This is a genomic window from Nostoc sp. CALU 546 (assembly GCF_048836525.1).
On the sequence record NZ_JAWJTF010000160.1, the window covers coordinates 1 to 13,735 of the forward strand.

The following is a 13,735-nucleotide window of genomic DNA, read 5'->3' on the forward strand; positions in this document are numbered from 1 at the left end:
CCGCAATTTTCTTGTCGGCGCTTTTTCTCCCTTCTCTTTGCTCCGCCGGCCCACGGGTTCTGACGCTCATCCACAGTTGATTGCAGCAGTTGCACCAAGGCCGCGATCGCAATTTCATTGCCAGGGTCGATTTCCCCTAAGCTTTCTGCTGCCCGCCAACGGGTGGAGTCATCCACAGTAGTTGATTGCAGCAGTTGCACCAAGGACACGATCGCAATTTCATTGCCAGGGTCGATTTGCCCTAAGCTTTCTGCTGCCCGCCAACGGGTGGAGTCATCCACAGTAGTTGATTGCAGCAGTTGCACCAAGGACACGATCGCAATTTCATTGCCAGGGTCGATTTGCCCTAAGCTTTCTGCTGCCCGCCAACGGGTGAAGTTATCCACAGTATTTGATTGCAGCAGTTGCACCAAGGACGCGATTGCTTTTGTAAAAAATTGAGGAATATCTGTTGATTGCAGCAGTTGCACTAAAACAGCGATCGCTTTTGTGCGGTCTGTTTGTTGCAGTGCTGAACTAGCTTCCTCATTGATTGAACTCCCACTATCAATTGTCCACTCGACAATTTGTGCTATTATTCCATCTGCTCTCAAATAATCCCTAAACTCTGCAACTCCTGCGGCGGCTACAAGATAGGCGCGATATTCATAAAATCCTTTATCTAAATTTTCTCTATTCCACTTACCACATCCATCTTGAAAGCATACTAAAGCATCGATAAACTGTTGCTTTTGCTGTTTGAGGTTCTCTTCTTCCCACCCTAACCAAAGTAATATTGTTTGCTTCCATTGCGGTTCAAAGATGCGATAAGTTCCTCGTCTGGGATCATAAGGAATGTGGTTAAGAAAGAAATGCCAGTCATCAATTGCTTTAGCAGCAAAATACTCTTGAAATGAAGCATGAAAGAAAGCGTAAACAGGTTTTCTATTTGTATCTATGCCTACACAGTTCAGCCAGCCTTGATTTAGTGCCAATTTTAGCAGCGACTTTTCATCATCAGCATTCCCCAAAAACTGACTAACAAAATCCTCCCGCAAGCGAAAACGGGTTGCTTCTTTGTCTATTGCTGCTTTCGCTAATTCCCCTAATTTGACATTGAGTTGCTGACGCTGGTCAGAGTTTATAGCAAATTCGTCTTTTTTCCACTTGTAGAAGTCATCTACAAATTGCTGATAGAGTCCCGCTTGAGTATCGGGTAATTTACCTTCTCCTGATTGCCAATTCAAGCACAGCAGTGTCAAACGCAGAGGATTTTTCACTAAATCCTGAATCCGTTCTTTACCCGATTCTTTCAACGCATTGCATAACCGCTTCCCAGTTTCGGGAATAGCAGCGAACCATTTGTGAATAAATCTCTCTACCTGTTCTGGATAAGAAAAATCTAAAGTGCGATAGGTATCAAAATCATCAAGTGCATTAATGCTGCCATCCCATAGATTAACCCGACAGGTCAGCACAATTCGCGCTTGAGAAATTAACCCTGCTTCACGGAATTGCCGAGCAATTTCTGTTAAAGGATTAGATGCAGACATTTCATCTAACCCATCTAGCAGCAGCCACATATTATTTTGATTAAATAGAGTAACAAAATCATCCTTTAGTTGCTTAGTGGTTTCAGCTTTACCTGTTTTGTGTGCCACCTGAGTCAACCAATTCTCAAACAGATAAGATTTTAGTTCCTTCTCTCGCAAATTTGCTAAAGATACCCAAATTACAATCGACTGGTTAATCTCACGAGATACCCAATCAGCAATCCGTTGTAACAGTGTTGTCTTTCCTGCTCCTGGTTCACCAATAATTGCAATCCGCTTACCCTTACTTTTCGGCGTGTTCTTCTGTTTGAGAACTTCTTCGAGAAAAGCATCATGCTCAAATGTTTTGGTGATTTCTGTCTCCTTGTACAGTTCTGAACCGTGTTCTGGAGAAATATCGCCTTGAACCTTGTCTAATCGCTGTTTTGGAGAAATATCGCTTTGAACTTTGTCTGATTCCTGTTTTGGAGAAATATTATTCTTAAGCTTAGATTGTTTTTTACGCTCAATTAATCCCAATGGTACGTAAACATCATCAACTTGCAGAGCGACTCCTTCAGTTGATGTTAGAGGATTTGTAGTTAGCTTTCGCCGTTCTGCCAGCATTTCACAGCAGATTTCACGCCAGCCATCGGGAGTTAACTTTGTCCCATCCTCCCCTTGAGACGACTGTAGTCAGTTGTAAGTATTGTGCTGTTCTTCGATTGTGATTTGTTGGGCAACCATTGCACCTTTCTCTGCTTTAATTTCTTCTGCCAACTTTGCAAAATTGTTAACAACTGATGGCTGTGACTTGATTTCTGCTGCTAATTTTTGAATTTCCTTAGCAGTCTCAGATTGATCTTTGTTGATTGCTGTTTCTACTTCCACAACTGCTTGAGCAATTTCTGGGTCTTGTGCTGCTGCTTGAAGTTCCAGCACTGCTTGACCATAATCTAATCGTTGCGGTTCATTTGCTTCTACAGCACTGGTGAGTAATGGCGACTTATTTTTTTGGCGGAGTAATCCGATTAACTTGCCACCTAGTGCCCATGCAGCATCACCAATGTTTTCGCCGATTTTCTCTTGGGCTTTAGTCCAAAGTGTAGTTGCGATCGCAGTAGCAACAGCCGTCAGTGTTACAGTTACCATAAATTCACTACAAATTGAGTTAATGTAGAGATTATTTCAATTGACACAAATAGTATCACGAAAAAGCTAGGCGATTATTAGTGATATCAATAAATACAGTTCAGATAAAACCAAAACAATTGTAGAGACGGCGATTTATCGCGTCTCAAAAACCAAAATTTTTGCCAGTAGCCTTTAACCCGCACAGGCGGGTTTTGTCTGTATAGCCGCGATTTCTAGTCGCCAGGATACTAATACCAATTCAATTAAGGGTAAAGACGCGATGAATCGCGTCTTTACAAATGGTATTTTTGTAGCATTCTTATTTCAAATTATGAATTATCAATTAGAAGCTACCTTTTCTACTACAGGATGAATTATTTCCTCCAGCGTTTGCAATAACTCTTGCTCATTATAAGGTTTAGAAAAGTAAGCCCGCGCTCCCAATTGCATAGCCAACTGCCGATGTTTATTGCTGCTACGAGAAGTCAGCATTGCAACTGGAATGTTTTTTGTATCAACGTCTGAATTTACCTTACCTAAAAAGCCATAACCATCAAGACGAGGCATTTCAATATCACAAATTACTGCCTCAACTCTCAATCCACTATGGAGTTTTTCTAAGGCATCTTGACCATCTTTAGCTTGCTCTACTTGATACCCTCCTTTTTCCAGAGTCAGAGCTAAGAAACGGCGAACATTAATCGAGTCATCTACAATTAAAATTGTGCCTTTTTGCTTAACAGTTGCGGCTGATATTTTCTCTTCATCAAATATCAGGAACGGTGTTTTTAACCTTACTGATGGTAATTGAGTACCTCTCGGTGTCTTACGATTTGTAGCAATCCAATACAGCAACTCATTGACATTAACTAGTGGCACTACTCGACCATCACCGAGAATTGTGCAGTTGCTAAAACCTTCAGGTAAGGGGATATTTCCCTCAACTTGGCGAATAGCAACTTCTTGTTCACCCCAGCAACGATCTATTTGAATTGCTACTGGCTGATTATTACCTTTGACTACTAACACACTGTTAGTACTAATGGCTGCCGGAATTTCCAATTCTGCGCTATTGTAACGAAGGCAATTAAACTCTAAATAACGAGTTAAGCGAATCAGTGGCAGCATGGTTCCTTGCCAATTTAAAACTTCGCTACCAGCCATTTCAAAAACTCGCTCGTCTTGGAGTAAAGATATTTCTGAAATGACATCTGTGGGAAATGCTAATAGAATCTTGTTGATTTCTACCAGCAGAACTCGCGCAACGGAAAGTGTAAACGGTAATGAGAGGGTGAAGGTAGTACCAACTCCTGGTTCGGTATCAACTTTGACATCTCCTCGAATTAGTTTGAGGTTGTTGCGAACCACATCCATACCGACACCGCGACCAGATAATGCTGTCACTTGCTCGGAGGTGGTAAAACCTGGTTCAAAAATTAGTGATAATAGTTCTTCATCACTAGCATTAGCGAGTAGAGAAGTATCCAATCCCATAGCTAGGGCGCGGGTGCGAATTTTCTCCAGAGAAATGCCCCAACCATCATCACGGATAGTAATGAGAGTGCGATTACCGCGGTGAGTGGCTGTAATTTCAATCAATCCTTGTTCTGGTTTACCCAAAAGGCGACGCGTGGCTGAGTCTTCGATACCATGATCGAAAGCGTTCCTTAAGAGATGCATTAAAGGTTCGTTTAAAGCTTCTAAAATGCTGCGTTCAATTAAAGTGTTACCACCTTCAATTTTTAACTGGACATTTTTCCCATACTCTACATTTAAATCGCGTAAAGCTCTAGGAAAACGTTCGACTAAATCAGACAATGGTCGCATTCTGATGTGATTTAGTTTGGTTTGTAACTGTTTTGATGTTTTGTTGAGTTTACGAGCAATATGGTCTGTATCATCTACACTGAGTTGCACATCTGTTGTGACTTCTTGTACCTGAACAATGGTTTCCATAACTTCCTGCGATCGCAGATTTAAATCGTTATAGCGATCCATCTCTAAGGCATCAAATTCCCTGTCTGTGCCTTGTGTTTGCTGGCTATTTTCATCTCGCCCCCTCACCCCAGCAGCTTGAGTGGAAATTTTGTCGGAGACTATACGCAATTCCTGGTTTTCTCGGTCGAGAACTTGGACTCGTTGGTTGAGGTTACGGACGAGTTTGCGTAATCTTTCTAGTTGTGAGTTTAACCCATTCCGCTGAACAATCAGTTCGCCAAATAAATCATTAATTTGCTCTAGTTGTTTACTAGGAACTCGGACGCTATTTTCATGACTTTCTCGTTCTTTACCAACCCCATTTGCCTCTCCTTTGCTTTCAGCAAATCTTGCATCTGGAGGATTATCTTCTTTAGCAAATATTGTATTGTGTTCGGTGACATTGACAGAATTTACGTCATCGGCGAATTCTGCATCCACAAATGTAAAATTGGCTGCGATTGCTTCGTCTTTAACCCAAGTTTCTGGAGTTATCTCTGCTTGCCAAACAGCTGTTGACACTATTTCTGTGTCAAGGACATCTGTAGGTAGAAGTTGTGGTATTACTTCTGCTGGTAATAGTGCTGGGAATTGCGTAGAACCACCCAAGTGAATTTCTGTAGGTAAGTTATCTAGTTGATTTGTCAGCACCAAAGCTTGCGATCGCCGCCATGCTTGCAATGCTAACTGAGCAATTTCGGAAACGCGTTCCCCGTCGCTATTTACAGTTTCTAAGTGCTGTGTTACTGACTCACAAAGCTTGCTAAAAGCTGCCAATTGGAGCATTTCACCCAAACCACCCAATTCAGCTGCCATGATCACAATTTCTTCATGCAATCCGGGCTGTTCACTATTTGCCAATACAGATTCTAGGCGCTGCAAACACTCTTCTACTTCTGTGGCAAATAGCAAGGGAATAACGTCTTGACCATCTTCTGGAGATAGCATGGTTGATGCATCCTCTGGGGTGGGGTCGCCCAAGCGATCGTGCAACTCATCGAAGATGGGATAACAAAAAGTTGCTAACCACTGATCTTCGACAACATTCCCTTGTGCAAGTAAGTCTACAATCTGACGCAGCCAGTCAACTCCAGATAGCAATAAACTTTGCAACTGAGTATCAATTTCTAAAGAATTTTTTTTAGTTTTTAAAACTTTAAAGGAATCTTCCAGACGGTGAGATAAATCACTTAGCGATCTAAATCCCATCATCCCCGCGCCACCTTTAATAGAATGAGTAGCTCGGAGTGCAGCATTGATTTTATCCAAATCGATGCGATTACTAGTATCGATTTCCAACAATACCCCTTCTAAGGTATTTAAGTAATCTGTTGCTTCTTCTAGAAACTGCATCTGGATTTCTAATTCTTTGTCTTGTAGCATAGTTTTTGTCCTTAGTCATTGGTCAATCAATTTTGGATTTTAGATTGCGGATTTTAGATTTTTATTTCAATCCAAAATCTAAAATCTAAAATTTGCATGGTCATTCGTCACTTGTACTGAGCGTAGTCGAAGTATTCATCACTAGCAAAGGACAAAGGACAAATGACAAATGACAAACTTAACTAACTTTGAAAGCCTCGACAGTCTCTTGCAACTGCTGGGAAATATCCACAGTTTGTTGCAGAGATTCAGAAACTTGGCGAGAAGAATCGCTGGTGCGTTGTGATATGGCAGCGATATCTTTCATCAATTGGCTAACACTTTGTGATGTTTCAACCTGAGATGCGGTTGCAGTGGAAATCGACTGCACTAAGGAGTCAATTTGAGACGATACATCCAAAATTTCACTCAGACTTTGTTTAGCCTCCTCCACAATTCGAGTCCCTTCTACCACTTGGGTAGTGCCTATTTCCATTGCTTGCACTACTTCACTGGTTTCTCGTTGGATATTTTCAACAATTTGTTCAATTTCTTGGGTTGCTGCGGCACTCCTAACTGCTAGTTCGCCGACTTCTTCAGCAACTACAGCAAATCCTTGACCTTCTTCACCCGCACGCGCTGCTTCAATGCCGGCATTAATGGCAAGCAAGTTAGTTTGAATCGCGATTTGGTTAATCAAGGAAACCACGCGAGAAATTTGTTGCGAAGACTCTCCCAAACGTTTCACTTTCTTGGCAGTTTCACCCACAGTTTCCCGCAAAGAGAGGATGTTTTGTACTGTTAAATCCATCGCGTGTCCGCTCTTAGTGGCGGTGTGAGCGGCATGGTTAGCAATGAAAGCAGCTTTTTCGGCACTTTCGGCTACAGCTTTCATGGATTGGGTCATTTGGTCAACAGCATCAAGGGTATGGTTGATTTCGGCAGCTTGGGTAAGCGCTTCCTCTGCTAGGTGGCGGATGGCTCCGTCGTTAGAGCCAATGGCACTATTCACATGGATGGCAGCTTGTTTTACTTGGGTAACAATATCCCGGAGGCTTTCGACAATGGAGTTGAAGAAGTCGGCAACAGTGCCGATTTCCCCTGCGGTTACGTCTGCACGCACTGTCAAATCGCCTCTGGCTGCACCTTCTACATCGTTGAGTAGTTGTAAAAGTTGTTGTTGCAGTGTTTCGTCTGACCCACTTACAGTTACATTTCTGACTTTTTCTATCTCTTCTAGTAGCTTGGCTTGTTCTAAGGCATAGCCGACTTGAGTTGCTATTTGTTGAAACAAGTCAATTTCTGGCTGTTGCCAAACACGAGGAGTTTCGCAATGATGAGCAATTAATAAGCCTAAAAGTTTTTCTTGGGCAAGAATCGGTACAATTAAATGACCTTGGACAGCAAATTTTTCGAGCAGTTGGATGTAACCGTCGGCATTTTTCAAGCTTTGGTCTTGATGAATATTGGCAACTGCTTGTACCTCTCCATCGTGATAAGTTTCTAGATAATGTTCTCGAAAATAAGGGTCGTCGATTTTCACTCCCAGCATTTTCGGCCAATCACCAGTTACCGATTCCGCAACGACAACGCCATCCCGATTATCTGGATTCAGACTATAAATGATTACTCGGTCTGTTTTTAGCGATCGCTGAACTTCTTGGACTACTGCGTGATAAATATCTTCAGTTTTGAGAGTTTTCCGAATTCTTAGAGTAATATCTGCTAATAATTTTACCCCTTCAACGTCTAATTCCTGTTGCTGCTCCTTAACTAAGACCTGCAATTGTTCAGCCATAAGGTTGATATTTGCACTCAATACCCCTAATTCGTCTTCTCTTTCAATTTCCAGACGGGTATTAAATTTACCTTGACCTAGCTTCGCTAATGCCGCAGTGGCATTAAGAATTGGTTGTGTAGTCAGTTTCGCTAACCGAGATGCGATCGCAGCTACAATCAATGCTGTCACTGCTGTACCAATGGCTATAATCCACAACAATTGTCTTTGCGGCTCAAATACGGTTGCTGTATTTGTAGCTAAAAGTACCTGCCAGTTTAAATCTGGTAAGCCATCTATACTACTAGCTGGTACGTAGCTAACTAGTTCTTGTTTTTTCTGAGTTTTGGGAACTTCTATAAAACTATCTAGCTTTTTGGCTGCTAGGAGTTTAGGTAAATTAGAATACTCTCCCTTGGCCTCTTTCCCCAATAATTCCTTTTGAGGACTCAAGAAAACTGTTCCTGAAGCATCGAGCAAATGGTATTGTTGTCCGTTGGCTACGTAGTTTTTGATTACTTCCTCTAAAGATTTTACGGGCATACGTGCTTGTACCACGCCAATGGTTTGGCCCGTCCTTGTCTCTTTCACGGGTGCAGCTAGATAAATACTCACTACACCAGTGTTTTTTGCTGCTTCCGGCTTGCTAATGACAGGAATATCTTTTTGTAAAGCGTCTTGAAAATAGGTGCGGTCTTTTTGATTTTCCAAGGGTTCGCCTGTGGATTGCACAATCAAGTTACCTTGGCGATCGAAAACAGCAATACTGTCATAAGCTTTGTAGGCTTCGACAACACTATCTAGGACTGCTTGTTTTTGCTGAGTAGTGATACTGACACTAGCTTGAGGACTTGTCAAAAATAGCAAGTTTGATATTACTTGGATATCTCCGTAGCGTCCCAGCATGAAGCGGTTAATTTTATCACTTAAGCCAGTGGCTTCAGCTTGTTGAGATTGGGTAATTTGCTTAGTAATCGACTTGTTGGCAAAACCAAAAGCGATCGCACCGATGCCCAAAACTGGTATTGTACCAATTGCGATCGCTAAAATAGTCGCTTTCTTAACCAATCCTAGCCTTGTAAAATAAGCAATTCCCTGATTCAAAGAAGAATTATTAGTACTTTCAGTAGTCAACTTAGTTGGTAGCTTTACTACAGTTCCAAGGGTTTTTTGGGATGAAATCAATGATGCTCGATTTTGAGCGCTATTACCTTGATTCGTGTTGGTTTTATTAAACATAAAATTAGTTCTCCTAAGTATGTGAATAAGACACTAAAAATCTTTTTTTTAGTAGTAAACTCTAATCACTGCGGAGAATAGAAGACTGTACAATCGCCTGTGCATCTAATACTAGTAATATTTCTTCCTGCTGCACAACGCACCCACATAAATAAGGAACTAAACTGGATGTCACTTGTCCTATAGGAGAATGAATATCATCAACTATGAACTTGGTTGTACCTTTTATTTCTTGTACAACTAAGCCCAACACTAATGATTCCACTTGGATAACGATCACATTGTACTGTCGCAGTCGATAATCTAGGGATTCTAAATTGAGCATTCTTGGCAAATCAACTACCCAAATTATCCGACTCCGCCAATTCATTAATCCTAATATGCAGGGGGGCATATTAGGCATTGAGGTAATAGATTCAACAGGCACAAGAATAGCTTCTTGCGTATGCTTCATTGATAAAACAGCAGTAGTTTGTTGATTTAGCTGAAACTTCAGATAACCATCTGCTAAGTTATTTTGGGTTGCTTTGGAAGCAAGAGTAATGTTTGTACTAGTCATTGATTTAAATTACCACTGATTTAATAGTACGTAGGAGATGTTCGCGGGTGTAAGGTTTAGTTATATAGGCATCTGCACCTTGCCTCATCGCCCACAAACGGTCAATTTCTTGATTTTTAGAACTACAAACCACAATCGGCACTTTTGCAGTAATTGGATTTCTTCTCAGAGAGCGACACAATTCAAATCCACTCATTTCTGGCATAACTACATCAGTAACGATCGCATCTGGTTTTTCTAACACAGCTTTTTCTAAACCCTCTTTTGCACCACTTGCTTTAATTACGTTGTAACCACTTTCTTTGAGATAATGGCTCATTAATTCCAATTCGCTGGGAGAATCTTCTACAATTAAAATTGTGCCAAGCAAAGTCAGGCTCACTATTAAATCTCCTAAAAAAATAGATTAAACGTATTAGCTTTTTATAAGAATTCTGAATTCTAATTCCTAAATTAACCAAGATGCTTAAAAACCATTTTTAGCAATTCTGATTGTGTAAAAGGCTTAGTTAAATATCCTGATGATCTGACTATCTTAGCCTTTGCTCTGTCGATAAAGCCTGTTCTCCCAGTCACCATAATGATTGGTGTATTCTTAAAAGCTGAATGTTTACGTAATAATGAACATAGCTCATAACCATCTAAGCTTGGCATTTCAACATCTAATAAAATCAGATCGGGTTTACTCCGTAGAATTTGCATCAAAGCTTTTACTGGATCGTTGATCATCACAACTGAAAATGTGTTTTCATCCAAAAAATGTTTGATAGAATTCAAAACCGTTTGGCTATCGTCAATGCAAGCAATTGTATATAGTTTTTTGCCAACAGGTGGCTGAGTAATTTTATTATTCTCAGGGATATCAAAATTAATTGGTATCGGCAAGTTTTGCCCAATTTTTATATGCAGTTGTGGCTGAACTTGAGATGATTGTGTTGCAGACAAAACTTGAGAACCGCCACCAGATGGAATTGATGACTGGATATTTTGCCGATTTCGTAACTGCTTTTGGCAATGTTCAACAAGTAAGCGCAAATCCAGGCGACAGAACTTTGGTAGTTCATCTAAAGAGCTTTCTGGACTGAATTCATAGCTACCTTCTTTTAAACAGAGAAATGATTCCAGCACTTCTTTTGCTAATTCGTCTATCAGGCTTCCTGCTTGCACAGAGGTAATATAGTCCTGATTTACTAACCAACAAATAGCTTGGTAATCCGCATTTGGTATTGATTGATGTTCATTCTTCGTCTCAAACATCAGCCGCATTTGCACGCGAGTGGCGCTGTTGAGAGCAGGAATTTGCTGGCTTAAGCGTCGCAAGTGACTGTCAAGCCGCTCAAACAGTTTATCTGAATAGGAGGCATAAGTAAGTTTACCGTCCTCTAGATAAATTGACCAAGAAACTATTCCAGTAAATATGCTTAAGCACCCTGTAGCACGCCGACTGGTTAATTGTGCCAACAGAGATAGCGGATGTAGTTTCTGGAACAACCTGTAGCTACCTATAGGAGTTGTGCTCATTTTGCTTTTACTTCAGCTAAATTCGATACGTGTAAGCTAAATTCGTATAAAGTTCTTCCACAATTGAAATCAAGTAAAAAGCATCAAACTTTTGTATTTTAAGATACATCAGTTTACATCTAGGTTTGTGGTGAAACTCAACGACAGTAGCGTTATTTTCAGATGAGCAAATCTTAGTAAATTCGTAAATTCTTATTAATCTATTTACTGTTACTGAGATTTATAACCATCTTTCGAGAAATAAGACATAAAAATGTCAAGAGTAGATGAAGCCACTTTCCATTGAGTAACCCCATTCTGACCACAGGAATAATACTGATTTTGTAAAGGTTAATATATTTGAACTACTGTATTTACACTTAAATACAATCTAGTTTGTAAGCAAATAAGAACTATATGAAGCCACTTTTAATTAAATACACCCGTTATGACTACAGGGATAATACTGTTTTTGTTGGAAAAATTAATACTAAAAGTCAGAATTCAGAGTCTTAATGTTTTAAGTAAAATTTTATACTTCAATAATGATTTGCTGCTTTGGCAGAGATGTTGTTCAAAAAATTTGTGCGATCGCACAGCCAGTTTATTCCTACTGTTTATGTAGTGCGATCGCTATGCTTACAGCTATAAATTAGACCACATTTCTACATTAGGCATTAAGATAGCATTTATTTCCGCTTGAATTTAAAAGTCATCGCTCCTTTTCCCCCTGCTTTCCCACCACCAATCCCAAATAAACTGATTTGTCCTTCGCCATTGACTTCTACTGAGAGTTCTACCTCATCAAGCTGGAGCTTAGAATCTGGTTGATCAGCTTCATCAAGCATTTCCCGCATTGCTTGCAGAAATCCTTTCATTTCTTGCTTGAGTTTCGTTACCTCTACTTTGTGTCTAGTAATTACTATTTCGTCTCTTTTTCGGCTGACAACTATTTCTTCAGTAGTTTCAATTCCCAGTAATCCTCCTGTATCTCTACTGCTTCTTGCTCCACTATTTATCAATGTTTCACTAGTTGTACTTGATGTTTGGGCTGTTTCTTCAGTAAGAATCCAGATGGCTTTGGGGGTGGAATTTTCTGCTGACATAAATTTAATTATTGAAATTATTCGTGATTTGAGTGGTTTTTACCAAAGCTTCTAACACCGCCGTTCTGGTTTCCAGTTCAGCGGTAGGGGCGCAAGGCATTGCATTGGTGTCAACTTAAGCTCAAATGCTTGTTCCACAGGCGTTTTACCTCCCTTAATCCCCCCTTGGAAAGGTGGGAAAAAGAAATCCAGTTCCCTCCCCTTTACAAGGGGAGGGTTAGGGTCTTTCAAGGGTAGGTATTTAAAAATCAGGCAGTAGAGAGGGTGATTTGAGAGACATGGAGTTGTGGAGTCAAGGAAGGCCAAGGTTCAGGGAAAAAGCTACCTTGAGGTAGGGGAAGACGATTAAGAACGGCAGCCTTAATCACTAAAAATCCACGACGGAAACATGAGAGACAACGATGGAAGACACTATTTTTCAAATTGCGTCGTGCAACGTGGGTTTGTGGTAATTCGTCTAAACTACTAATAGGCAAATTGGCATCAATAGCACCTCCAACACTAACCTGCCATAAAGTAGCGATTGCGATCGCTAACCAATGTCTCTCGGCTCGTTTGGTATCTGTCATTTTAGTTTGATGCCAAGCAAAACCACCTCTTTTACCGTCTTTAAATAGACATTCAATCCAAGAGCGCATCGAATACCAACAAGCATCCGCAACTTCGGGTTGTAAATCGGTGAGAATTAACCAAGGTTCGGCATAGCCCTCGTCATGACGGGCTAACAATGTACATTCAATCGGGTTACTTTTGAAACAAGTTACCAATGACTCAAATGACTGACCAACTTCTCGAACAAGAGTATTTAGAGGTAGCCAAGAAACAGTACCTTTAATTTGAAACTGCCCCTGAAGGTTAATCCGCATAAAAGGATGCCAACCACAGTTCAAGATTTGTTGATACAACCACTCAGCATAAAGCCCTCTATCTGTGGTGACAATTACAAACCAATCTGGTGGTACAGTTTTGTCTATATGGCGAAATAATTCTTCCCAGTGAGGTTTCCAACTTCCAGGAATGGTAGCTTCAACTATTTTCCAGGCAATTGGAATTCCACAGCCACGGTAAACAATGCTAATTGCTAATACAGTAAAGCGATCGCTTAAAGTTGAAGCATCTGCTGCCAATGCTAGACGTTTTTCACCTTTAGGCCAAAGACTTAGAATCCAAGATAGTAGTGGACTAAAACAAGATGTCACATCCAATGAAGTTCGACCAGTTTTTGTTTTATCTTCTGCGTCTCGATACCATTCCCGCAGTTGCTGACGTATAGTATTCTCCTTTTTACCCAGTAGTTCTGCTAAAAATACTGAAACCGTTGTCAGTCCACTTGATTGGGTCATTACTATCCCAAAAGTCCACATTGCCAGTACAACAGCTTGAGGTTTTGTGAGATTTGGCATTTTTTCAATTACTTTTCTAGTCCATTCTCTTAATTCCTCGCTTTTTCCTACTTGCATTCACCCTCCTGCACCCGTAGTAATTCTGCTGATAAAAGCTAGATAGTATTTTACCTGCAAAAATACGCCTTTATTAAATACCTACCCTTGAAAGAGGGTTAGGGTGGGGT

At 40.6% G+C, this 13,735-nt stretch carries 9 protein-coding genes; all 9 read right to left on the reverse strand.

Features of this window, described 5'->3' with window-relative positions; genetic code table 11:
• A partial coding sequence (locus RRG12_RS40050; RefSeq protein WP_420763020.1) for a HEAT repeat domain-containing protein occupies nucleotides 1-2,138 on the reverse strand: 2,138 nt, incomplete at its 3' end.
• A gap of 69 nt (nucleotides 2,139-2,207) precedes the next feature.
• Complete coding sequence (locus RRG12_RS40055; protein ID WP_420763021.1) at nucleotides 2,208-2,663, reverse strand: hypothetical protein; 456 nt, start codon at nucleotides 2,661-2,663, stop codon at nucleotides 2,208-2,210.
• A 321-nt stretch (nucleotides 2,664-2,984) separates the two neighbouring features.
• Complete coding sequence (locus RRG12_RS40060) at nucleotides 2,985-6,005, reverse strand: hybrid sensor histidine kinase/response regulator (RefSeq protein WP_420763022.1); 3,021 nt, start codon at nucleotides 6,003-6,005, stop codon at nucleotides 2,985-2,987.
• Nucleotides 6,006-6,183: 178 nt separating this feature from the next.
• Entirely contained in the window at nucleotides 6,184-9,000 is a 2,817-nt protein-coding gene (locus RRG12_RS40065; RefSeq protein ID WP_420763023.1) for a methyl-accepting chemotaxis protein, read from the reverse strand.
• Between the two features lie 61 nt (nucleotides 9,001-9,061).
• Nucleotides 9,062-9,559 (reverse strand): chemotaxis protein CheW, encoded by a 498-nt coding sequence (locus tag RRG12_RS40070; RefSeq protein WP_069071199.1) that lies wholly within the window; start codon nucleotides 9,557-9,559, stop codon nucleotides 9,062-9,064.
• A 4-nt stretch (nucleotides 9,560-9,563) separates the two neighbouring features.
• The gene (locus tag RRG12_RS40075) at nucleotides 9,564-9,941 is read right to left on the reverse strand and encodes a response regulator transcription factor (RefSeq protein ID WP_069071198.1); all 378 of its coding nucleotides are present in this window, start codon (nucleotides 9,939-9,941) and stop codon (nucleotides 9,564-9,566) included.
• A 71-nt stretch (nucleotides 9,942-10,012) separates the two neighbouring features.
• A complete protein-coding gene (locus RRG12_RS40080) occupies nucleotides 10,013-11,080 on the reverse strand; it encodes a response regulator (RefSeq protein WP_420763024.1) in 1,068 nt (355 codons plus the stop codon).
• A 668-nt stretch (nucleotides 11,081-11,748) separates the two neighbouring features.
• On the reverse strand, nucleotides 11,749-12,165 hold the full coding sequence (locus RRG12_RS40085; RefSeq protein ID WP_069071196.1) for a hypothetical protein: 417 nt from the start codon (nucleotides 12,163-12,165) through the stop codon (nucleotides 11,749-11,751).
• A 248-nt stretch (nucleotides 12,166-12,413) separates the two neighbouring features.
• Nucleotides 12,414-13,625 carry an endonuclease gene (locus RRG12_RS40090; protein WP_420758009.1) on the reverse strand — a complete coding sequence of 404 codons (1,212 nt, stop codon included), beginning with the start codon at nucleotides 13,623-13,625 and terminating at the stop codon, nucleotides 12,414-12,416.
• Nucleotides 13,626-13,735 lie beyond the last annotated feature (110 nt).

Bases quoted from the DNA above. Each gene is read 5' to 3' on its own strand.
- RRG12_RS40055 (WP_420763021.1), bottom strand. From the start codon at position 2,663: ATGGTAACTGTAACACTGACGGCTGTTGCTACTGCGATCGCAACTACA.
- RRG12_RS40060 (WP_420763022.1), bottom strand. From the start codon at position 6,005: ATGCTACAAGACAAAGAATTAGAAATCCAGATGCAGTTTCTAGAAGAA.
- RRG12_RS40065 (WP_420763023.1), bottom strand. From the start codon at position 9,000: ATGTTTAATAAAACCAACACGAATCAAGGTAATAGCGCTCAAAATCGA.
- RRG12_RS40070 (WP_069071199.1), bottom strand. From the start codon at position 9,559: ATGACTAGTACAAACATTACTCTTGCTTCCAAAGCAACCCAAAATAAC.
- RRG12_RS40080 (WP_420763024.1), bottom strand. From the start codon at position 11,080: ATGAGCACAACTCCTATAGGTAGCTACAGGTTGTTCCAGAAACTACAT.
- RRG12_RS40085 (WP_069071196.1), bottom strand. From the start codon at position 12,165: ATGTCAGCAGAAAATTCCACCCCCAAAGCCATCTGGATTCTTACTGAA.
- RRG12_RS40090 (WP_420758009.1), bottom strand. From the start codon at position 13,625: ATGCAAGTAGGAAAAAGCGAGGAATTAAGAGAATGGACTAGAAAAGTA.